General features: G+C 66.2%; 16 protein-coding genes. 12 read left to right on the top strand and 4 right to left on the bottom strand.

What is annotated here, in order from left to right:
• Positions 1 to 9 precede the first annotated feature (9 nt).
• From ACIQK7_RS07465 to ACIQK7_RS07475, 3 genes are read right to left on the bottom strand one after another with little or no spacing between them, the layout of a single operon-like run.
• Positions 10 to 561 carry a hypothetical protein gene (locus ACIQK7_RS07465; protein ID WP_403022844.1) on the bottom strand — a complete coding sequence of 184 codons (552 nt, stop codon included), beginning with the start codon at positions 559 to 561 and terminating at the stop codon, positions 10 to 12.
• Between the two features lie 28 nt (positions 562 to 589).
• A complete protein-coding gene (locus tag ACIQK7_RS07470; protein ID WP_403022846.1) occupies positions 590 to 1,750 on the bottom strand; it encodes a PQQ-dependent sugar dehydrogenase in 1,161 nt (386 codons plus the stop codon).
• A gap of 21 nt (positions 1,751 to 1,771) precedes the next feature.
• Positions 1,772 to 2,626, bottom strand: a complete 855-nt coding sequence (locus ACIQK7_RS07475) for a spermidine synthase (protein WP_403022849.1) — start codon at positions 2,624 to 2,626, stop codon at positions 1,772 to 1,774.
• Positions 2,627 to 2,954: 328 nt separating this feature from the next.
• Between ACIQK7_RS07475 and rpoB the strand changes: the two genes are divergently transcribed.
• The 5 genes from rpoB to ACIQK7_RS07500 all read left to right on the top strand — a co-directional run bounded on the left by rpoB (position 2,955) and on the right by ACIQK7_RS07500 (position 13,798).
• Positions 2,955 to 6,464, top strand: a complete 3,510-nt coding sequence (gene rpoB, locus ACIQK7_RS07480) for a DNA-directed RNA polymerase subunit beta (protein WP_403022852.1) — start codon at positions 2,955 to 2,957, stop codon at positions 6,462 to 6,464.
• Between the two features lie 45 nt (positions 6,465 to 6,509).
• Positions 6,510 to 10,361 (top strand): DNA-directed RNA polymerase subunit beta', encoded by a 3,852-nt coding sequence (rpoC, locus tag ACIQK7_RS07485; RefSeq protein ID WP_403022855.1) that lies wholly within the window; start codon positions 6,510 to 6,512, stop codon positions 10,359 to 10,361.
• Positions 10,362 to 10,476: 115 nt separating this feature from the next.
• Positions 10,477 to 11,280: a hypothetical protein gene (locus tag ACIQK7_RS07490; protein WP_403022858.1), complete on the top strand. Its 804-nt coding sequence runs from the start codon at positions 10,477 to 10,479 to the stop codon at positions 11,278 to 11,280.
• 50 nt (positions 11,281 to 11,330) lie between these two features.
• Complete coding sequence (locus tag ACIQK7_RS07495; protein ID WP_403024005.1) at positions 11,331 to 11,942, top strand: FHA domain-containing protein; 612 nt, start codon at positions 11,331 to 11,333, stop codon at positions 11,940 to 11,942.
• 188 nt (positions 11,943 to 12,130) lie between these two features.
• Entirely contained in the window at positions 12,131 to 13,798 is a 1,668-nt protein-coding gene (locus tag ACIQK7_RS07500; protein WP_325210203.1) for an ATPase, T2SS/T4P/T4SS family, read from the top strand.
• Between the two features lie 196 nt (positions 13,799 to 13,994).
• Here ACIQK7_RS07500 and ACIQK7_RS07505 read toward each other — a convergent pair whose 3' ends face one another.
• Positions 13,995 to 14,834, bottom strand: coding sequence for a hypothetical protein (locus ACIQK7_RS07505; RefSeq protein ID WP_403022860.1), 840 nt, complete (start codon positions 14,832 to 14,834; stop codon positions 13,995 to 13,997).
• A gap of 37 nt (positions 14,835 to 14,871) precedes the next feature.
• On the opposite strand from ACIQK7_RS07505, the gene ACIQK7_RS07510 reads away from it, so the two are divergent.
• The 7 genes from ACIQK7_RS07510 (at position 14,872) to ACIQK7_RS07540 (ending at position 22,505) form a co-directional block, all read left to right on the top strand.
• A complete protein-coding gene (locus tag ACIQK7_RS07510) occupies positions 14,872 to 15,987 on the top strand; it encodes a type IV pilus twitching motility protein PilT (protein ID WP_403024007.1) in 1,116 nt (371 codons plus the stop codon).
• A complete protein-coding gene (locus ACIQK7_RS07515; protein WP_403022863.1) occupies positions 15,987 to 17,219 on the top strand; it encodes a type II secretion system F family protein in 1,233 nt (410 codons plus the stop codon). Before ACIQK7_RS07510 ends, ACIQK7_RS07515 begins: the two co-directional genes overlap by 1 nt.
• Positions 17,220 to 17,370: 151 nt before the next feature.
• Positions 17,371 to 17,814, top strand: coding sequence for a type IV pilin protein (locus ACIQK7_RS07520; protein ID WP_403022866.1), 444 nt, complete (start codon positions 17,371 to 17,373; stop codon positions 17,812 to 17,814).
• 101 nt (positions 17,815 to 17,915) lie between these two features.
• The gene (locus ACIQK7_RS07525; protein WP_403022868.1) at positions 17,916 to 19,166 is read left to right on the top strand and encodes a prepilin-type N-terminal cleavage/methylation domain-containing protein; all 1,251 of its coding nucleotides are present in this window, start codon (positions 17,916 to 17,918) and stop codon (positions 19,164 to 19,166) included.
• Positions 19,163 to 19,858 carry a prepilin-type N-terminal cleavage/methylation domain-containing protein gene (locus ACIQK7_RS07530; RefSeq protein ID WP_403022871.1) on the top strand — a complete coding sequence of 232 codons (696 nt, stop codon included), beginning with the start codon at positions 19,163 to 19,165 and terminating at the stop codon, positions 19,856 to 19,858. The genes ACIQK7_RS07525 and ACIQK7_RS07530 overlap by 4 nt, the downstream gene beginning before the upstream one ends.
• On the top strand, positions 19,855 to 21,651 hold the full coding sequence (locus ACIQK7_RS07535; RefSeq protein WP_403022873.1) for a hypothetical protein: 1,797 nt from the start codon (positions 19,855 to 19,857) through the stop codon (positions 21,649 to 21,651). The genes ACIQK7_RS07530 and ACIQK7_RS07535 overlap by 4 nt, the downstream gene beginning before the upstream one ends.
• Positions 21,648 to 22,505: a prepilin peptidase gene (locus tag ACIQK7_RS07540; RefSeq protein ID WP_403022876.1), complete on the top strand. Its 858-nt coding sequence runs from the start codon at positions 21,648 to 21,650 to the stop codon at positions 22,503 to 22,505. Before ACIQK7_RS07535 ends, ACIQK7_RS07540 begins: the two co-directional genes overlap by 4 nt.
• The last annotated feature ends 1 nt before the right edge of the window (position 22,506 follow it).

Raw genomic sequence — 22,506 nt, forward strand, 5'->3', positions numbered from 1 at the left:
TGCTGCGGTTCAGTGATTCGGCTCGGTGCCCTGGCTGCGCTGCACGGCCGGGTCGTCGACATACGACTCCGCGATCGCGGTCGCCATCATGGCGTTGTCGACGTCGGCGGCACTCGCGCCGATGCGCACGCGGATCGTGACGGCGCCGCGGAAGTCGATCAGCGCCGCCTTGTACTCGCGGAGTTCGAACTGCACACGGCCTCGCTCGAGGAGCGCCTGCGCCTCGATCTCGGCCCATTCGTGCGCTCGCGCCTCGTCGACGCAGGAGTTCAGCTCAACGAGGGCCGGCTCGAGCTTGCCGAGGTCGCGCTGCACCATGGCACGACGGATGCGCGCCATGCAGATCTCGTCGCGGGTGGTCGAGAAGCGGGCGGTGCGGAGGGTCTGGTTCGCCAGCTCCCAGGCCTCGTCGAGCCGGCCGACGAGGCGCAACAGTTCCACCTTCTCGTTGAGCGCGAAGGAACTGCGCAGTTCGCCGAGTTCTTCAAGGCGCGCGGCGGCGCCGTTCAGGTCGACCTTCTCGCGAAGGGTGGTTGGGTCGTAGCCCAGGATGATGCTCACGTGCTGCCCCGATCGGTTTCGTCTCAGGTTATCCCGGCTGCTGGCCAGCAAGCTGGATCTGCAGCAGCTTGTCATCGCCTTCGCGGGGAGAGCCGCGCCCGTCGGTGTTGTTGGTGAGCACCCAGAGCGTGCCGTCGGGTCCGGCGATGGCGTCGCGAAGGCGACCATATTCTCCCGCGAAGTAGGGCGCGGCATCCACGGATTCGAGTCCGACGACGATGCTCCACAGGGTCTCGCCGCGGAGGGCGGCCATGAAGAGGGTGTCGTGCGTGTGGGCGAGTCCCGAGGGGCTCGCCTCGTCGGTCGACCAGTGGTGGATCGGGTTCACGAAGCCCTCGGCGTTGGCGATGCCCTCGACGACGGGCCAGCCATAGTCCTGGCCAGCGACGATGATGTTGAGCTCGTCCCAGGTGTTCTGTCCGAACTCGCTCGCGTACATGGTGCCGTCATCGCCCCACGCGATGCCCTGCGGGTTTCGATGGCCGATGCTGTGCACGACGGAGCCCCACGGTGCATCCGGTGGCGTGCCGCCCTCCGGGGTCATGCGCAAGATCTTGCCGCCGAGCGAAGAGGGATCGCGCGCCAGGTTGGGGCGGCCCGCGTCGCCCGCGGTCGCGTAGAGCATGCCGTCGGGCCCGAATGCGATGCGCCCGCCGTTGTGGTTGCCGGCCTTCGGGATGCCCGCGAGCACCACCTCCGCCGCGCCCAGCTCGAGTGAGCCTGCCGAGCCGAGGAGTGGCATCCGCACGATCCGGTTGTCGGATGCCGCGGTCAGGTAGGCATAGAGCCAGGCTGTGTCGGCCTCCCGCAGTGTGGCGAGGCCGAGCAGCCCGCCCTCACCGCCGGGTGACACCCCCGGCACGGTGCCCGCATCGCGGAGTTCCCCTCCGGCGGTCAGCTCACGCACCTTCGCCGTGTCGCGCTCGCTGATGAGCGCCGAGCCGCCCGGCATCGTCTCCTCGTCGAGGCGCACGACCGACCACGGTGCGTTGAGCCCCTGCGCGAGTACGGTGGCCGCGCCCGTCGGTGCGACGGGGCCTTCAAGTGGCGTGGGGTCCGCGCTCGCCGAGGGGCTCGGGATGCTCGGTGTCGGCGTCGGGGCAGGCGCGGGTGCGGCGGCGCATCCCGCCAGCAGGGCGACGACCAGGGCGACGCCTGGCGCGATGCTTCTGGCTCGAGTCCTCTCCATGCGGGGCACGGTACCCCCGTTTCAGCCCGCGCCGAAGACGCTCTTGTTGGGGGCGGGGGAGGGGATGGCGGTCTGGTCGGTGACGACGGGGGCGCCCGCGATCCAGTCGCGCAGTTCGCGTCCCGTCACGACCTTGGCTGGATGCGGTCCGCCGGCGAGGAGTCGCGGCATCCACTCCATCGGCAGCGACGAGGTCGAGCCGACGAGCACGACATTGCCGAAGCGGCGCCCCTTGAGGATCTGCGCCTCGGCGAGGGCCGCGACATCCGCCACAGCCATGCCGAGCGTGGCCGCCTGTCCGCGTGCGAAGGCGAGGCCGGGACCGTCAGCGATGTTGACGGCGACGATGCCGCCGGGCGCGAGCAGCGCAGCCACGGACCGGTAGAACTCGACGCTCGTCACGTGGGCGGGGGTGCGCGAGCCGCCGAAGACATCGACGACGACGAGGTCGACGCTGCCGCGCAGGCCGGCGGGCAGCTTCTCGAGCACGGCCCGCGCATCGCCGTGTCGCACCCGGATCGACGCCTGCTTGGGCCACGGCAGGTGCTCGCGCACGAAGTCGACGAGGTCGCTCTCGAGTTCCACGACCTGTTGTCTCGAGCCGGGCCGGGTCGCCTCCACGTAGCGGGGGATGGTCAGCGCGCCGGCGCCGAGGTGCACCGCCGTGATGGGGCCCTCGGGAAGCTGATCGATGACGTGCCCGATGCGCTGCACGTATTCAAAGAAGAGGCGCGTGGGGTCGCCCAGGTGCACGTTCGACTGGGGTGTGCCGTCGACGACGAGGGTGTAGCTGCCCTCGAACCACTTCTCGGGCTCGATCACGGCCCGGTAGCCGCTCAGCGAGAGGACGGTCGACGGATGCTCGGGGTGGCCCATGAACGCATCATTCCACCCTCCGCAGGGCAGCGTCTGTGGCCGCACGCCTGCCAACTCGCCCGCTTATAGTCCAATTCCCGATTCAGGTCAAGAATCGACTGGACAAGGCGGGTCGCGCCGAACTATAGTTGACCTTTGCGCTCCCAGAATTGCTCTGCCTTCATATTGCGGTCGGCCTGTGCGTATCGGATCCCTCGATCCGGTAACCCAAATGTAGGTTCTGGCGTGCGCTTCTCGAACGATCGACTCCACCAACAAAGCACACAACACTCACCGGCTGGCAACGCCCGACTGTATTGGCCCCATGAGGGCCACGGAGGTTATTTCCTTGGCTGCTGCGCGCAACGCATCCACCACGAACTCATCACAGAAGGGACAGCCGAAGAACGGTCGCAACCATTCTCGGCTCTCCTTCGCCAAGATCTCGGACAACCTCACCGTTCCGGATCTGCTCGCTCTCCAGACCGAGAGCTTCGACTGGCTCGTCGGCAACGACGCGTGGAAGGAGCGGGCCGCTGAGGCCGCCGCCTCCGGCCGCCAGGACCTCCCGTCGCTGACCGGCCTCGAGGAGATCTTCGAAGAGATCTCCCCCATCGAGGACCTCGGCGAGACGATGCAACTCTCCTTCACGAACCCGTTCCTCGAGGAGAAGAAGTACTCGATCGACGAGTGCAAGGAGAAGGGCAAGACCTACTCGGCTCCCCTCTACGTCGAGGCCGAGTTCATGAACCACCTCACGGGTGAGATCAAGACCCAGACGGTCTTCATGGGGGACTTCCCGCTCATGACCCCCAAGGGCACCTTCGTCATCAACGGCACCGAGCGTGTCGTCGTGTCGCAGCTCGTGCGCAGCCCGGGCGTCTACTTCGACCGTTCGCCCGAGAAGACCTCCGACAAGGACCTCTACTCGGCGCGCATCATCCCGAGCCGTGGTGCATGGCTCGAGTTCGAGATCGACAAGCGCGACCAGGTCGGCGTGCGTATCGACCGCAAGCGCAAGCAGTCGGTGACGGTCTTCATGAAGGCCCTTGGCATGACGAGCGAGGAGATCCTCGAGGAGTTCAAGGGCTACGCGTCGATCGAGGCGACCCTTGAGAAGGACAACATCCTCACCAAGGAAGAGGCGCTCAAGGACATCTACCGCAAGCTGCGCCCGGGCGAGCAGGTCGCCGCGGAAGCCGCTCGCGCGCTCCTCGACAACTTCTACTTCAACCCGAAGCGCTACGACCTCGCGAAGGTCGGTCGCTACAAGATCAACCGCAAGCTCGGCATCGAGGCGCCGCTCAGCTCCTCCGTGCTGACTCGCGAGGACATCATCGCGACCATCAAGTACCTCGTGGCCCTCCACGACGAGCGCACGACCCTGCCCGGCATCCGTGACGGCAAGAAGGTCGACATCCGCCTCGACGTCGACGACATCGACCACTTCGGCAACCGTCGCATCCGTGCTGTGGGGGAGCTCATCCAGAACCAGGTTCGCACCGGTCTCTCCCGCATGGAGCGCGTCGTCCGCGAGCGCATGACGACGCAGGACATCGAGGCGATCACGCCGCAGACCCTGATCAACGTGCGCCCCGTCGTCGCGGCGATCAAGGAGTTCTTCGGAACCTCGCAGCTGTCGCAGTTCATGGACCAGAACAACCCGCTCGCGGGCCTGACCCACAAGCGTCGCCTCTCGGCGCTCGGCCCTGGTGGCCTGAGCCGTGAGCGTGCCGGCGTCGAGGTTCGTGACGTCCACCCCTCGCACTACGGCCGCATGTGCCCGATCGAGACCCCTGAAGGCCCCAACATCGGCCTGATCGGTTCGCTCGCATCGTTCGCGCGCATCAACTCCTTCGGTTTCATCGAGACGCCGTACCGTCGCGTCGTGAACGGCAAGGTGACCGAGCAGATCGATTACCTCACCGCGAGCGAGGAAGACGAGTTCCACGTCGCGCAGGCCAACGCGCCCCTCAAGGCTGACGGCCACTTCGTCGATGACCGCGTGCTCTCCCGCAAGAAGGACGGCGAGGTCGACCTCATGCCCGTCGACGAGGTCGCCTACATGGATGTCTCGCCGCGCCAGATGGTGTCGGTTGCGACCTCGCTCATCCCCTTCCTCGAGCACGACGACGCGAACCGCGCCCTCATGGGTGCCAACATGCAGCGCCAGGCTGTGCCGCTGCTGCGCAGCGAGTCGCCGCTCGTCGGAACCGGTATGGAGAACTACGCCGCGATCGACGCCGGCGACGTGATCACGGCCGACAAGGCCGGTGTCGTCGCCGAGGTCTCGGCCGATGTCGTCACGCTGCAGCTCGATGAGGGCGGCACGCAGGAGTACTACCTGCGCAAGTTCGACCGCTCCAACCAGGGCACCTCGTACAACCACCGTGTCGTCGTCAGCGCGGGTGACCGCGTAGAGGTCGGCGAGGTCATCGCGGATGGCCCCGCGACGGAGGACGGCGAGCTCGCGCTTGGCAAGAACCTCCTCGTGGCGTTCATGCCGTGGGAGGGTCACAACTTCGAAGACGCGATCATCCTCAGCCAGAACCTGGTGAAGGACGACGTGCTCAGCTCGATCCACATCGAGGAGTACGAGGTCGACGCCCGCGACACGAAGCTCGGCAAGGAGGAGATCACCCGTGACCTCCCCAACGTGAGCCCCGAGCTCATGGCCGACCTCGACGAGCGCGGCATCATCCGCATCGGTGCCGAGGTTCGCCCCGGTGACATCCTCGTCGGCAAGGTCACCCCCAAGGGCGAGACCGAGCTGAGCGCCGAGGAGCGCCTGCTTCGCGCGATCTTCAACGAGAAGAGCCGTGAGGTGCGCGACACCTCGCTCAAGGTTCCCCACGGTGAAGAGGGCACGGTCATCGGCGTCAAGGTCTTCGACGCGCAGGACGGCGACGACGAGCTCGGCTCGGGCGTCAACCAGCGTGTGGTCGTCTACATCGCCCAGAAGCGCAAGATCACCGAGGGTGACAAGCTCGCCGGCCGTCACGGCAACAAGGGCGTCATCTCGAAGATCCTCCCCGTTGAGGACATGCCGTTCCTCGAAGACGGAACGCCGGTCGACATCATCCTCAACCCGCTCGGCGTGCCCGGTCGAATGAACTTCGGCCAGGTGCTCGAGATCCACCTCGGGTGGATCGCCAAGCAGGGCTGGAACGTCGAGGGCAAGCCTGACTGGGCTCGCCAGCTTCCCGCCGAGGCCTTCTCGGCCGAGCCGGGCACCAAGGTTGCGACCCCCGTGTTCGACGGTGCGACGGAGGAGGAGATCGAGGGCCTGCTCGACTCGACCAACCCCACGCGCGACGGCGACCGCCTGATCGGTTCCACCGGCAAGGCACGTCTCTTCGACGGTCGTTCGGGTGAGCCGTTCCCTGACCCCATCTCGGTCGGCTACATGTACATCCTCAAGCTGCACCACCTCGTCGACGACAAGATCCACGCGCGTTCGACGGGCCCGTACTCGATGATCACCCAGCAGCCGCTCGGTGGTAAGGCGCAGTTCGGTGGCCAGCGCTTCGGCGAGATGGAGGTGTGGGCGCTCGAGGCATACGGTGCCGCCTACGCGCTCCAGGAGCTCCTCACGATCAAGTCGGATGACATCCTCGGCCGCGTCAAGGTGTACGAGGCGATCGTCAAGGGCGAGAACATCCAGGAGCCCGGCATCCCCGAGAGCTTCAAGGTCCTCATCAAGGAAATGCAGTCGCTCTGCCTGAACGTCGAGGTGCTCTCGGCCGATGGCACCGCGGTAAGCCTTCGTGACACGGATGACGAGGTCTTCCGCGCGGCGGAGGAACTCGGCATCAACATTTCCTCCCGGTTCGAGAACTCGTCGATCGACGAGATCTAAGCCAGGCCTTTACGACACTTCAGATTTCATTTCCAAGGAGAAAAATTGCTCGACGTAACCACGTTCGATGAGCTTCGTATTGGCCTCGCGACCGCTGACGACATCCGTCGCTGGTCGCACGGTGAGGTGAAGAAGCCTGAGACGATCAACTACCGCACGCTCAAGCCGGAGAAGGATGGCCTCTTCGGTGAGCAGATCTTCGGACCCTCCCGCGACTGGGAGTGCTCGTGCGGCAAGTACAAGCGCGTGCGCTTCAAGGGCATCGTGTGTGAGCGCTGTGGCGTGGAGGTCACCAAGTCCTCCGTGCGCCGCGAGCGCATGGGCCACATCGAGCTCGCCGCGCCCGTCACGCACATCTGGTACTTCAAGGGTGTGCCCAGCCGCCTCGGCTACCTGCTCGACATGGCGCCGAAGGACCTCGAGAAGGTCATCTACTTCGCCGCCTACATGGTGATCTCGGTCGACGAGCAGGGCCGTCACGACGACATGCCCGGCCTCGAGAACGAGATCCGCCTCGAGATCGCCGAGCTCGAGAAGCAGCGCGACTCGCGCATCGCCGACCGCCTCGCGAAGCTTGAGACCGACCTCGCCGCTCTTGAAGAAGAGGGTGCGAAGGCGGATGTCAAGCGTCGCACCAAGGACGGCGCCGAGAAGGAGATGTCGCAGACGCGCAAGTCCTTCGACGAGCAGATCGCGCAGCTTGAGCGCGTGTGGGAGGACTTCCGCACCCTCAAGGTCGGCGACCTCAAGCCCGAGGACAGCGTCTTCCACGAGCTGCAGGACCGCTTCGGCATCTACTTCGAGGCCCACATGGGCGCCGAGGCGATCAAGAAGCGCCTTGAGACCTTCGATCTCCAGGCAGAGTCCGACGAGCTGCATGAGCAGATCGCCAACGGCAAGGGCCAGAAGAAGATCCGCGCCATCAAGCGCCTCAAGGTCGTCAACTCGTTCCTGCAGACGGGCAACTCGCCCGCCGCGATGGTGCTCGATGTCGTTCCGGTCATCCCGCCGGAGCTTCGCCCCATGGTGCAGCTCGACGGTGGCCGCTTCGCGACCTCCGACCTCAACGACCTCTACCGTCGTGTGATCAACCGCAACAACCGTCTCCGTCGACTGCTTGACCTCGGTGCCCCCGAGATCATCGTCAACAACGAGAAGCGGATGCTGCAGGAGGCCGTCGACGCGCTGTTCGACAACGGCCGTCGTGGTCGCCCCGTCACGGGTACCGGCAACCGCGCCCTCAAGTCCCTGAGCGACATGCTCAAGGGAAAGCAGGGTCGCTTCCGCCAGAACCTGCTCGGCAAGCGCGTCGACTACTCGGGCCGTTCGGTCATCATCGTTGGTCCGCAGCTCAAGCTGCACCAGTGCGGCCTGCCGAAGCAGATGGCGCTCGAGCTGTTCAAGCCCTTCGTTATCAAGCGCCTCATCGACCTGAGCCACGCGCAGAACATCAAGAGCGCCAAGCGCATGGTGGAGCGTTCGCGTCCGCAGGTGTGGGACGTGCTCGAGGAGATCATCCGCGAGCGTCCCGTGCTGCTCAACCGCGCACCTACCCTGCACCGCCTCGGCATCCAGGCCTTCGAGCCCCAGCTGGTCGAGGGCAAGGCCATCCAGCTCCACCCGCTCGTCTGTGCTGCGTTCAACGCTGACTTCGACGGTGACCAGATGGCGGTGCACCTGCCGCTGTCGGTCGAGGCCCAGGCCGAGGCTCGCATCCTGATGCTCGCCTCGAACAACATCCTGAAGCCCTCGGACGGCCGCCCGGTCACCCTGCCCACACAGGACATGATCATCGGCCTGCACCACCTCACGACCATCCGCGAGGGTGGCGAGGGTGAGGGCCGTGCGTTCTCCTCGATCGCCGAGGCGATCCTGGCGTTCGACCAGAAGTCGCTGCACCTCAACTCGAAGGTGCGCATCCGTCTCGTCGGCGACAAATTCGAGAACGGTGCCGAGCTCAAGGAGACGACCCTCGGTCGCGCCCTCTTCAACGAGGCGCTGCCGGAGGACTACCCCTGGGTCGAGGCTCTCGCTGACAAGGGCCAGCTCTCCGCGATCGTCAACGACCTCGCTGAGCGCTACCCCAAGGTGGAGGTCGCGGCAACGCTCGACCGCATCAAGGATGCCGGTTTCTACTGGGCGACCCGCTCTGGCGTGACCGTCGCGCTCTCGGACATCCTCACGCCGCCCACGAAGCGCGCGATCATCGAGGGCTACGAGAAGCAGGCCGCCAAGGTGCAGAGCCAGTTCGAGAAGGGCCTCACGACCGACGCCGAGCGTCGTCAGGAGCTCATCGAGATCTGGAACAAGGCCACGGCCGAGGTTGCGACGGCGATGCAGGACAACATGCCCGCCGACAACAACATCAACCGCATGGTCACCTCTGGTGCTCGTGGTAACTGGATGCAGGTGCGTCAGATCGCCGGTATGCGTGGTCTGGTGTCGAACCCGAAGGGTGAGATCATCCCGCGTCCGATCCTCTCGAGCTACCGTGAGGGCCTCTCGGTCGCCGAGTACTTCATCGCGACGCACGGTGCCCGTAAGGGTCTTGCCGACACGGCACTTCGTACGGCTGACTCCGGTTACCTCACGCGTCGTCTCGTGGATGTCTCGCAGGATGTCATCATCCGTGAAGACGACTGTGGCACCTCCCGCGGCCTTGAGCTCGTGATCGCTGCCCCCGACGCCAACGGCGTGCTGGTGCGCGACGCGAACGTCGAGAACTCGCTCTACGCCCGCAGCCTCGCTGAGGATGCGACCGACGCGAACGGCAACGTCGTGGCGAAGGCCGGTGACGATGTCGGTGACGTGCTCATCAACACCCTCATCGAGGCGGGCATCACGCACGCCAAGGTGCGCTCGGTGCTCACGTGTGAGTCCGCCGCGGGTGTCTGTGCTGTCTGCTACGGCCGTTCGCTCGCGACCGGCAAGCTCGTCGACATCGGTGAGGCCGTCGGCATCATCGCGGCCCAGTCGATCGGTGAGCCCGGCACGCAGCTGACGATGCGTACCTTCCACACCGGTGGTGTCGCATCCGCTGATGACATCACGCAGGGTCTGCCCCGCGTCACCGAGCTGTTCGAGGCTCGTACCCCCAAGGGTGCGTCCCCGATCGCCGAGGCGGCCGGAAAGATCACGATCGAGGACACGGACCGCAGTCGCAAGCTCATCCTGACCCCCGACAACGGCGACGAGCCGATTGCCTACCCCGTGCTCAAGCGCGCCACCCTCCTCGTGGAGGATGGCGAGCACGTCGAGCTCGGCCAGCAGCTGCACGTCGGTGCGGTTGACCCCAAGGAGGTGCTCCGCGTTCGCGGTGTCCGTGCGGTGCAGCAGCACCTCGTGGATGGCGTGCAGGGCGTGTACCGCTCGCAGGGTGTGCCGATCCACGACAAGCACATCGAGGTCATCGTGCGCCAGATGCTGCGCAAGGTCACGGTCGTCGACCACGGCGACACCGAGCTTCTCCCGGGTGAGCTGGTCGACCGTTCGCGGTACAACGAGCTCAACCGTGGGGCGCTGACGGAGGGTCGCAAGACCGCCTCGGCTCGCCAGGAGGTCATGGGTATCACGAAGGCGTCGCTCGCGACGGAATCGTGGCTCTCGGCCGCGTCGTTCCAGGAGACCACGCGTGTGCTCACGCAGGCGGCGATGGACGGCAAGTCCGACCCGCTGCTCGGTCTCAAGGAGAACGTGATCATCGGAAAGCTGATCCCGGCCGGTACGGGTCTGCCCCGCTACCGCAACGTCTCGGTCGAGGCAACGGAAGAGGCGAAGGCGGAGCGGTACCCCAACCGCATCTTCTCCGACGACTCCTCGTTCAGTGAGGCCGACCTGAGCTTCGTCGACTTCGACAGCTTCAGCTCGGACGACTTCACGCCCGGCACCTACAACTAGGCAGCGCCAGTCGAACGGCCCGTCACCTCACGGTGGCGGGCCGTTCGCCGTTTCCGCCCTGTTGCCGGCGCCAGACCCGCCGCTAGACTCGGGGCGCTCGGCCGAGGGGGAGACGATGGAGCGCGAGTTGGGGGCGACTGCGTCGCTAGGCGCGACGGAGTATGCGGCGCAGATTGAGTCGGGGCATCCGCTGCGCTGGGACCTGCTCGAAGCGGCGGCCTTCCGCGAGGTCTCGTCGGTGTTCGCGAGTGTGCCGCCTGCCACCCTCGGGTGGCCGCGGACCCCACGCGACCGTCTCCTCTGGGTGGTGGCGGCCCCGATCTGGCTCGCAGCCTATGCGGGCGGCTTCTCTGTGGCTCGGCGCACGAGGAATCGCTTGTGGGGCGACGCGTTCGAGCGGATCCCCACCGCCGGTGCCTGTTACGCGTTGCTCTTCCTCGGGCTCCTGGTCTGGCTGGCAATCTGGCTGGCTCGCGGCTCCCGCTGGAATCCGACCGCGGCGCTCTTGTGTGTCACGACCGCCGGGCTGGGCGCCGTGACCTTCGTCAACATGTCCGTCTGGGGCGGCTGGCTTCGACTCGAGTCCTGGACGTGGTGGGCGGCCCCAGTCGTCGCGAGTGTCCTGCTGGCCGCCGCCTGGCTGATCGCCCTCTTGGTCGCCTACTCGCGCATGGCAACCGCGACGTTGCCCCGGGGAAGTGCGCTTCCGGATGCCTCAGCCGAGGTGCGCCGGCGGCAGGTGGCCCGCATCCCGGTGGCGGTCCGCGAGGAGATCACCGCAGACATCCGGGCGGCGATCACAGATCTCGAGGCCCGCGGGGTCATCTCGACGGAGGAGGCGTGGCGTGCTCGCGAGGCGGAACCGGGCATGCTGGCGCAGCGGATGCGCGAGCCAGTGGGGAATGCGGCGGCGGGCTAGGGGAGTTCTCCCCATCGACGGGCGCGCTCGGGTCTGGTGCAATCGTGGAGATGTACTCTCCGGTTGCCATTGCCGTGCTCACTGCAGCCCTCGTGCTGTGCGCTGCGGCGGCCGCGGTCATGCTGTCAGTCGGGGTCGCAAGCGGGACCACGGTGTGGCTTCTCTCCCGCTGGCACCGCGGCGGGGGTGGCGCTGTCACCGCGCCGCCGAGTGCCGAGGCAATGGCGACGGAGCTGGAGGTGCATCCGGCGTGGCTCGAGCCGTATGTGCCAAGCCGCGAGACGGCGCACGGGGCATCCGTGTGGAAGCTTGAGACCGCGCAGGGCCAGCGCATCGAGCTGACCGAGACCACCGTCATCATCGGGCGAAACCCTGCAATGCCGGAGGGCGTCGAGCGCGCCCAACTCGTGCCGCTGCGAGACTCAGACCTCTCTGTATCGAAGACCCACGCGCGTCTCGACCTTGTCGACGGCACCTGGGTCGTCACGGATCTCTTCTCGACGAACGGTGTGCGGCTCGCGGCGAGCGAGCGCTTCACGGGCGACAATCGGCTGGATGCCGGCGTGCCGTCGTACGCGGAGGCACACGTGACCTTTGGGGAGCTTGCCGCACGCATCCGCCTTGAGCGCCACGAATCGGCCGACGCATCCGGAGCCTTCTAGGGGCTGACGGCCCACCCGACCACTAGATGTGGTGTCCTCAGCTTCACCGGCGTGTTGCCGCGACGTACTCCCCGGATGCGGGTATGGCACTTGTGCTGTCTGTGAGGTAATTTGACTGAACCGATCGTGTCTACCGGCACGGTCGGAGGCTTACCGGGGGCGGTAGTAAGCAGGGGGGTCCAGCTGTCATGTCATCTCTTACCGAGATCCTGATCATTCGCGGCGTCATGCCGATCGAGGCGCTCGACAATGTTGTCGACGGCTGGAAGGGCGATGACGAGATGGTGCGCCAGCTCGTCGCCGACGGCACGATCTCCGCCAAGGACTACGCTTCGGCGCGGGCCGCGCAGCACGGGCTGCCGTTCGTCGAGCTCACGGAGTACCCGGTCGACAAGATGGCCGTCTCGCAGGTGCCCGCGACGATCTGTCGTCGCCACGAGGTGCTGCCGATCGCGAACATCGGCAACACCCTGACGCTCGCGGTGGTCGACCCGGGCAACGTCTTCGCGATCGACGACGTTCGCGCGGCCGTGCGCATGCAGGTGAACCTTGTCGTGGCGGAGCGCACCGACCTCCTCGCCGCGATCGACCGCTACCACCGCGCAGACAACGAGATCAACTCGCTGACGACCGTGCTGGAGGAGGAGAGCAGCGGGCAGGAGCTCGCACTCGCCGACAACGAGCCGGGCCAGGATGACGCCCCCATCGTGCGCTTCGTGAACCTGCTGATCGGGCAGGGAATCCAGGACAAGGCATCCGATATTCACATCGAGCCCGGCCAGCACGACATGGGCGTGCGATACCGCATCGACGGCGTGCTGCACGAGGTGCAGCGGGCGCCCAAGGCGATCCAGAACGGTGTCATCTCGCGCCTCAAGATCATGGCCGACATCGACATCGCCGAGCGTCGCAAGCCGCAGGATGGTCGCATCTCGGTCAACCACGGCGGCCGCCAGATCGACCTCCGCGTCGCGACGCTGCCGACGGTGTGGGGCGAGAAGGTCGTCATGCGTATCCTCGACAACTCGGGCACGACGCTGAGCCTGAGCGACCTCAACATGCTCGACGGCAACCTCGCGAAGTACCGCGCATCGTTCGTGAAGCCCAACGGCATGATCCTCGTGACGGGCCCGACCGGTTCGGGTAAGTCGACGACGCTCTACACGACCCTCCACGCGGTCGCGAAGCCCGAGGTCAACGTCATCACGGTTGAAGACCCGGTCGAGTACCGCATGGAGGGCATCAGCCAGGTACAGGTCAACGTCAAGGCGGGCCTGACCTTCGCCGCGGCGCTCCGAAGCATCCTTCGTTCCGACCCGGATGTCGTGCTGATCGGTGAGATCCGCGACAAGGAGACGGCGCAGATCGCGATCGAGGCGTCGCTCACGGGTCACCTCGTGTTGTCGACGCTCCACACGAACAGCGCGCCGGCCGCCGTCACGCGTCTCATCGAGATGGACATCGAGCCCTTCCTCGTCGGTTCGGCGCTTGAGGCGGTCGTCGCCCAGCGCCTGGCGCGTCGCCTCTGCGACCGCTGCAAGGAGCAGTACCAGAGCACGATCGAAGGCCTCGCGAGCCTCGGCTTCTACCTCGATCCCAGCAAGCCCGCCCCCATGCTGTACCGGCCGGTCGGATGCACGCACTGCTCCAACACGGGCTACCGGGGTCGCATCGCGCTCCACGAGGTCATGATCGTGACCGAGGAGATCGAACGTCTCGCGGTGGCACGGGCATCCAGCATTGAGATCTCCAAGATGGCGGTCTCGCAGGGCATGGCGACGCTGCGGCAGGATGGCTGGACCAAGGCCCTCATGGGCCACACGGCGGTCGAAGAGATCCTTCGCGTGGTGGTGTGACCGATGATCGGTGTCGCTGTGGGCGGGGGACGACCCGCGGCGCAAGGCAAGGCCGGCGGATGCGCCGGAGGCAGTGAGCAAGGGGGAATCGCATGAACGATCCGGTCTACGACCTTTCGACCTCGGTCGACGGGGCTGCAGCGCCCACGGGTGACGCGGAGCCGATGTACGAACCGCCCGGGTACCTCCCGTCGAGCTACCAGCCCGTGACCGGGCCGGTGAACCTCGTGCCGCAGTTCGACGCGCCCGCGCCGTCGTATGCCGCGCCGTCGTCGCCTGCCGCTGCGCAGTCGTCGACTGTCGCCGCGAACCGTCCCGAGTCGATGGCCGAGTTCCTCCAGAGCCTTCCCGCACCGACGGATGCCCCGGTCCCTGCGCCCGCGAAGGAACCCGCCATGGCGGGCGCCCCCGCGATGGCGGCAGCGCCTGCGTCAGCCGCGACCCTGTCGAGCATGCCCGCACCCTCCGCGGGAACGGCTGCCCAGCCGGGTGCCGCGGCCGTGCCGGGATCCGTCGCCTCGGCTCCGCCGCCCGCGGTTCCCGCGGCCGCGCCCAGCGGAGCACCAGCAACGAGGGCGGAGGCGCGCGCCGCAAGTGCGTCGTCGCCCGTCGCGCCGACAGCGACAGCGCCGGCGGCATCGGCTGCGCCTCCCTCGCAGCGTTCGGCCGCACCCTCGGCTCCCCAGGCCTCAGGGGCGCAGCAGCCGCCCGTGAGCCGTCCTGCCGCTCCGACGCCTGCAGCGTCGGCACCTGCAGCGCCGGCAGCGGCGCCACCCGCCGCCGCGCCCTCGGCGCCGACGGCGACCGCCGCAACGTCGCCCGTCACTGCGCCTACTGCCCCCTTGTCGGGCGCCCCGGCAGCGGCGGCTACAGCGCAGCCGAGCCCCGCGGCATCCGCCCCTCGTCCTCCCGCCTCGGAGTCGACCGTGCACACGCTGCCCGGCCCGGTGCCGGTCGAGCCAGCCGCCGTCGTGCCCGCGCCGGAGCCGAGCGCTGCCCCCGCGGCGGTGCCCGCTGGCTTCGTGTCGCGTCGCAACCCGAACCTCAAGGCCGACCCTGACCTCGACGGCGCGCTGCAGCAGGTGCTGCTGACGAGCGGTTCCGACCTGCACATCTCGGCCGGTGCCCCACCGATGATCCGCGTCGACGGCGCCCTGCGGCCCATCAAGGATGCCCCCGTGTGGAGCCAGGACAAGGTCGCGTCGGCGCTCACGAGCATCCTGACCGACAAGCAGAAGGAGATCTTCGAGGAGCACCTCGAGTTCGACTTCGCCTACACGCTCTCGGAGAATGCGCGTTTCCGCGTGAACCTCTACCAGCAGCGGCACAACATGGGTGCGGCGTTCCGTCTCATCCCGACCGAGATCAAGCCGCTCGCGGCGCTGGGCGTGCCGGAGTCGATCGGCTCCTTCGCGAAGCTCGCGCGCGGTCTCGTGCTCGTGACGGGGCCGACGGGTTCGGGCAAGTCGACGACGCTCGCGGCGCTCATCGACCTCGTAAACAAGACGCGCACCGACCACATCATGACGGTGGAAGACCCGATCGAGTTCCTCCACCAGAACCAGAAGTCGCTCGTCAACCAGCGCGAGGTCGGCCACGACACGCACAGCTTCGCGGCGGCCCTCAAGCACGTGCTGCGCCAGGACCCCGACGTCATCCTTGTCGGCGAGCTCCGTGACCTCGAGACGATCTCGGTGGCGCTGACCGCGGCCGAGACCGGCCACCTCGTCTTCGCGACACTGCACACGCAGGATGCCCCGCAGACGATCGACCGCATCATCGACGTCTACCCGCCCCACCAGCAGAACCAGGTGCGCGCGCAGCTCGCGGCGACCCTGCAGGGGGTCGTCTGCCAGACGCTGCTCAAGCGGGCGAACGGCAAGGGCCGTGTCGTCGCGACGGAGGTGCTCATGGCGACTCACGCTGTCGCGAACCTCATCCGTGAGGGCAAGACCTATCAGGTGCACTCGGCGATGCAGGCTGGTCGGGAGGCGGGCATGCACACGATGGACCAGCACCTTGCCGACCTCGTCAACAGCGGCCAGATCACCTTCGACGCCGCGGTCGAGAAGGCGCATGACTTCGAGGTGCTCAAACGGCTCGTGACCCGTGTCGAGACGACGGGCGCACTCGGCGCCAACATGACGGATGGCGTCAACTACAGCGACGCCTACTCGGTGCAGCGCTGATGGCCACCGCGACGAAGGAGTTCGCCTACAAGGGCCGGGATGTCTCGGGCAAGGTCGTCAAGGGGCGACTCGAGGGCGCATCCGAGGGTGCGGTCATGGCCAAGTTGCGCGCCATGAACGTGACGCCCATCGACATCAGCGAGGCGGCGGCGGGAACGGGGCTCCAGAAGGAGATCTCGATCCCCGGCATGCAGAAGGGGGTCGGCCTCAAGGACCTCGCGATCATGGCACGCCAGATGGCGACCATGACCTCCTCGGGGCTGTCGCTCATCCGCACGCTCACGATCCTGTCTGAGCAGACGGAGAACAAGACGCTCGCGTCAACCCTGTCGACGGTGCAGGCGGATGTCGAGGCCGGCTTCGCGCTGTCGGCGGCGATGGCGAAGCATCCGAAGCACTTTCCGCCGCTGTTCATCAACCTCGTGCGGGCGGGTGAGGCGGGCGGCTTCCTCGAGGACACGCTCGTGTCGATCGCCGAGAACTACGAGACCGAGGTCAAACTCCGCGCGACAATCAAGTCGGCGCTGACCTACCCAGTTGCGGTGCTCTGCATCGCGGTGGTCGCGGTCATCGGCATGCTGATCTTCATCGTGCCCGTGTTTGAGACGATGTTCTCCGACCTGGGCGGCGACCTGCCGCTGCCGACCCAGTTCCTCGTGATCCTGTCGAAGAACATGGTGTGGGCCGGCCCGCTTTTGCTGGTGCTCAGCGTGATCTTCGTGTTCTGGTGGCGGGCGAACAAGAACAGCGACAAGGTGCGGGGCTTCCTCGACCCCTTGAAGCTCAAGATTCCGGTCTTCGGGCCGCTCTTCGCCAAGGTCGCCATCGCGCGCTTCACGCGCAACTTCGCGACCATGATGGGGGCGGGTGTGCCCATCCTGCAGTCGCTCAATATCGTGGGCGAGGCATCCGGCAACATGGTGATCGAGAACGCGCTCAAGAAGGTCTCCGACTCGGTGCGCTCGGGCAAGTCGGTCTCGGGGCCGCTCGCACTCGAGCCGGTGTTCCCGTCGATGGTGACGCAGATGATCGCCGTCGGTGAGGATGCCGGCGCCCTCGAGACCATGCTCAACAAGATCGCGGACTTCTATGACCAGGAGGTCGAGGCGACGGCGGAGCAGCTCACGGCGCTCATTGAGCCGCTCATGATCGCCGTGATCGGCGCCGTCGTCGGCGGCATGATCGTGGCGCTCTACCTGCCGATCTTCAGCATATTCGAGCAGATCCAGTAGCTGGCCCCACAACTGGGGGCGAGTTGCTGAGCATTCTCCTCGTTTGGGGGGCTTCCCTTCGTTGAACGGCATCCGCAACAATCGTCCACAGGGGGTCTGAACTTTTGGGGGGCCACCTGTCCGAAGTCATCACAGACAGGAAGAGATCATCATGATCAGCACGATCAACAACGCAATCGCCAAGAAGCGCGAGGACGGCGAGAAGGGCTTCACCCTGATCGAGCTCCTCGTCGTCATCCTCATCATCGGCGTCCTCGCCGCGATCGCCATCCCGGCGTTCCTGAACCAGCGCCAGGGTGCGTGGCAGTCGCAGGTCGAGTCCGACCTGAAGAACGCCGCCATCGCTGCCGAGCAGATCGCGATTGAGAACAACGGCGCGTACCCGTCCGCAGCGGAGACAGTCTCCACGACGGCCGGTGTGGTCGACGCGGACTGGTCTGATGCTGGCTTCAACGCTACGCCCGACGTTGGCATCGCCTACGCACCCATCGCTGACGGGTACACCCTGACTGGAACGCACGCTCAGCGCACTGGTGACACTTGGGTCTACAACAGCACGACGGGGAACACGACTTTCACCGCCGCGACCCCGTAGCGGGAACAACGCAATAGATGCGGGCCGTCGCTCCGGCGGCGGCCCGCATTCGCGTCCGGGGGGACGCACACCAGCAGCATCAATCCAACCGGGGGGTGAGGATGTTCCAGACGATTCGACGCAGGCTCGATTGCCGGCATGAGGGAGGCTTCTCCCTCATCGAGGTCGTCATGGCGATGTTCATCTTCGCCCTTGTCTCGACCGGCATCATGTACTCGCTCCTATCAATCCTCGCCGTCTCCCGCGACAATCGAGCACGCCAGGTCGCCACCAACCTCGCCGCTGAGGAAATCGACGCGGCTCGTGGGGTGAGCGACATCGTCAACGACCTCGTGCCGACGACCTCGGTCCGTGAGCTCAACGGCGACAGGTACGTCATCACTCGAACGGTCGAGTGGGTGAGCGATGCGGCGTCGAGTCTCAGCTGCGGTGCCTCGCCGGCGGGGGAGAAGCTGCAGTACAAGAAGGTCAACGTCGAGGTGACCTGGGACAACATGCGGTCCAATCGTCCTGCTCGGGCGGACACCGTCATCAACCCCACCGAGCGTGTCAATGATCCGACCAAGGGCACCATCCTCATGTCGGTCATCAGCTCCGACGGCACCGGCACGCAGGGCGTCGCCGTATCCGCCTCGCCTGGCCTCGGTTCGTCCGTGGCCCCAACCGACTCGCTCGGATGCGCCTTCGCGCTCAAGGTCAATCCAGGTACGTACACGGTCAACCTCGCGAAGAGTGGGCATGTCAACGAGAAGAACGAGCCGACCGCCTCTCGTTCGGGGGTTGTCATCACGCCCGGGTCGACCACCTCTCTCGCGTTCGAATACGACGAGGCCGCACGGTACTCGATAGCGGTTCCCGCACTCGCTGGGCCGGGAGCGGCCGAGTCTCCGTCGCCGCACAAGTTCAGCTTCATCAACACCTATCGCACGCATGTGGCCACCGGTTCGTCGCACAACATGTATCCGCGCTCGGCCGGTTACACAGTGGTGGCAGGCGACGCAGCAACCTGCCCCGCCGCTGACCCCGCCAACTGGCCCGCAAGCCCCGACGGATCACTGGTCCCTGCTCCGCTCGAGCCCGTACCGAGTCAGCCAGGCGACTCCGTCAGCGTTGACGTTCCCATGGCGACGGTGACGGTCACGGGTGCTTCGGGTTGGCAGCTCCGCGCGGTGTCTCGCGCCGGCGCGGCAGGAGGAGACTGCAGCAGCCCCGTGACGCTCACCTTCCCCGCAGGCGGCGGGGGTGCCCGCACATTGGCTCTCCCCTACGGGGCATGGGACATCTCGAGGGCAACGTGGCCATACAACGCGGTTACCTCCGTGACACTCGACCCGAGAGTGCCCGCACCGTGAGCGTCTTGAATGCGGGTCGCCTGCGCCACGACGAGAACGGCTTCAGCCTTCCCGAGCTCATCACTGCGATGGCAGTCTTCGGCATTCTGATGACTCTCGTGTTGACATTCGTGGTCTCCTTCTCGCAGACCTTCCATAAGGAGCGTTCGGCAGCCGACAGCACGAACGTCGCGGCGATAGGCATGAACTCCGTGACGAAGGTCATTCGTTCGGGCACGACGCTCACGCAGCCGGACCGTGCGATCTTCGTGCGTGCCGAGCGTGAGGAACTCATCATGTACACGTACCTGGCTGACACTGCGACGAGCCCAAAGCCCATCAGGGTACGCCTCAGCATCGATGGGGACCGCCAGCTTCGCGAGTCCCGCTGGAACCCCTCGTCATCCTCGGCACCTTGGACATTTCCCGCTGTCACGGCACCCGTCGCGTCGAGCCGAGTCGTCGCCCGCAAGATCATCGCTCCGACGGCCGCGCAGGTCGCCGCGGGCCAGTCTTACCTCTTCACTTACCTCGATTCGAACGGCAACGAGATGGCGACCCCGGTGCCGGCCGACCAGCGAGGCAATATCGCGACGGTAAGGGTCACGATGACGGTGCAGGCCGATGATACGGCGCGCACCCCGCCCGTGACTCTGCAGAATCGCGTAGGGATGCCGAACCTGACCGACTCCAGATTGGGGCTGAACGGATGATCCGCCTACGAGCTCTTCGACTTCGACTGTGGGGCGGCGCGGAGGACGGCATCGCGATGGTGACCGTCATCGCCATCACCGCCGTCCTCGCCACCTTCGTCATCGCGGGCATCGCGGTCTCGGTCGGCACCATGAAGAAGTCCCACAACGATCAGGACTGGAACGGCGCACTCGCTGCCGCCTATGCGGGCGTCGAGGACTACCAGAGCAAGCTCGCCAATGACCCAAGCTATGTTCGGTTCGGCAACGCCGCATCTCCGTTCACGGCCTCGCCGGCGAGTTCTGTCTCGACGCCGCACGTGCCGAACCCAGCGTTCGGCTTAGGCACTGCTGGCACCTGGGCCGAGGTACCCGGCAGCGATGGTACGGCGCACTTCCGTTACGAGGTCAACAACTCGAGCTACTACACGAATGGGGCATTGACGCTTCGCTCGACGGGGCGAGTGGGAGACGTGACTCGCACGATCTACGCCGACCTCAAGCAGAGCGGCTTCGTCGACTACGTCTACTTCACCAATTACGAGACGATCGACCCGTTCAACACGTCCAGCGCCTGCTACGCCTACGCCTACGAGGGCCGCCCCTCATCCTGCAGCAAGATCAACTTTGCCTCCGGCGACGAGATCGATGGGCCCGTCCACTCCAATGACCGCATGGTCATCGAATGTGGGGCGACCTTCCGCAGTCCAGTGACTACTGCCTACAATCCGGCTCCGCCTGCGATCAAGTACGAGAAGGCGACCGCTGGTTCGTGCACGCCGAACTTCGCGGGTGGCGTCGCGCCGACCTATGCGGGCAACCTGCCCATCCCGCCGACCAACTCGGAGATGCGCAAGGAGACGCGTTTCGACCTGCCCACCGAGGTGCCGCTTCCAGGATGCCTCTACACGGGGCCCACGAGCATCCAGTTCCACAGCGACGGCACCATGACGGTCAGGTCGCCTTGGACGAAGTTCACGCAGGTGCAGGCATCGGGGCCGGGTCGTAATCCGAACACACCGACGGCTAATTACTGTGGCACGCCAGGCACATCGTCGGGACGGCTCGGCCACATGAACGGCCAGCGCATCGCGGTGCCGAACAACAACCTGATCTTTGTGCAGAACGTGCCCGGCCTCGCGTCAGACGTCAACTACTCCTCCCCGAGCACGTCGCTGCGTCTTGGGGGTGGGTACTCTGCCCCGGCAGCGTGCTCGGGCACGGTGAACCGCAACAACCTCGGCTATCCCGTGAACAACGAAGATGCGCCCGACAACGCCTACATGTGTCGCAACGGTGACGTCTTCATAAGCGGAGTGCTCGAGGGGCGCGTCACAGTGACGGCGGAGAACAACATCTACGTTGTGGGCGACGTCACCTACGACGATGTCGACCGCGACGCCCTTGGCCTTGTCGGCCAGAATGCGGTCATTGTTTGGAACCCCGTGCGCAACAAGAGCTATATCGGAATGTCCAGCGGTATGCGCGCGTACTCGGGCAACTGCATCTCTGGCTACTGCAACACCAACCGGTCCATCCAAGCGGCCATACTCTCGGTACAGCACACCTTCATGGTGCAGAACACGGACGTCACGTCCGGAAACCGTGGCGACCTGCGTGTGTATGGGTCCATCGCCCAGATGTTCCGCGGCGTTGTGCGTTGGCAGAGCGGTTACACGAAGGACTACGTCTATGACAAGAAATTCCGCTACACCGCGCCGCCCAAGTTCCTGACGCCGGCGAGTACCACCTATGGTGTTTCCACGTGGGTTGAGGTCAACCCCGTATTCAACCCGGATGGCACCTATCGATGATCGCCCTGACGTTGGCCGCTGACCCCGCCGTGGCGGCCACCGTGATCGTCTTGGCCGGCATCCTTGGTCTCATCATCGGGTCCTTCCTCAACGTGGTCATCTGGCGGGTGCCGCGACGGGAGTCGCTCAGCGAGAAGGGCAGCGCGTGCCCCAAGTGCGGGCACCCCATCCGCTGGCGTGACAACGTGCCCGTGTTCGGCTGGGTGCTCCTGCGCGGGCGCTGCCGTGACTGCGGCGAGAAGATCTCACCCCGCTACCCGGCCGTAGAACTGCTGACCGGGGCCGTCTTCGCGGCAGTCGCCGCCTGGATGCTCAGTCCGATCGGCCCAGTCATGCCCGAGGCCATGCCCGCGCAACTCGTGGCGCTCGTCGCATTCCTCTATCTGGCGTCCATCTCGATCGCGCTCGCCTTCATCGACCTCGACACCCACACGCTGCCCAACCGCATCGTGCTGCCCGCATACCTCGTCGGGGGAGCGCTACTGGTCGTCGCATCCGTGCTCGCCGGCACGCCGGATGCCATCATCCGCGCCCTCATCGCGATGGCCGCCATGTTCGTCGCCTACCTCGTGATGGCGCTCGCCTACCCCGGCGGCATGGGACTCGGCGACGTCAAGCTCGCTGGGGTGCTCGGTCTCTACCTCGGCTGGATCGGCTGGGGAGCCCTCCTGGTCGGCGCATTCGCGGCCTTCGTTCTGGGGGGTCTCTTTTCGATCGTTTTGCTTGCGCTTCGCCGAGTGAACCGCAAGAGTGGGATTCCATTCGGGCCCTGGATGTTGGGGGGCGCGTGGGTGGGGGTCTTCATGGGGGAGATCCTGTGGCGGTCATATCTGTCACTGTTCGGCCTGGCCTGAA

Origin of the sequence: Salinibacterium sp. GXW1014 (assembly GCF_044769865.1) — a bacterium.
In the GTDB taxonomy this organism is placed as follows: domain Bacteria; phylum Actinomycetota; class Actinomycetes; order Actinomycetales; family Microbacteriaceae; genus Homoserinimonas.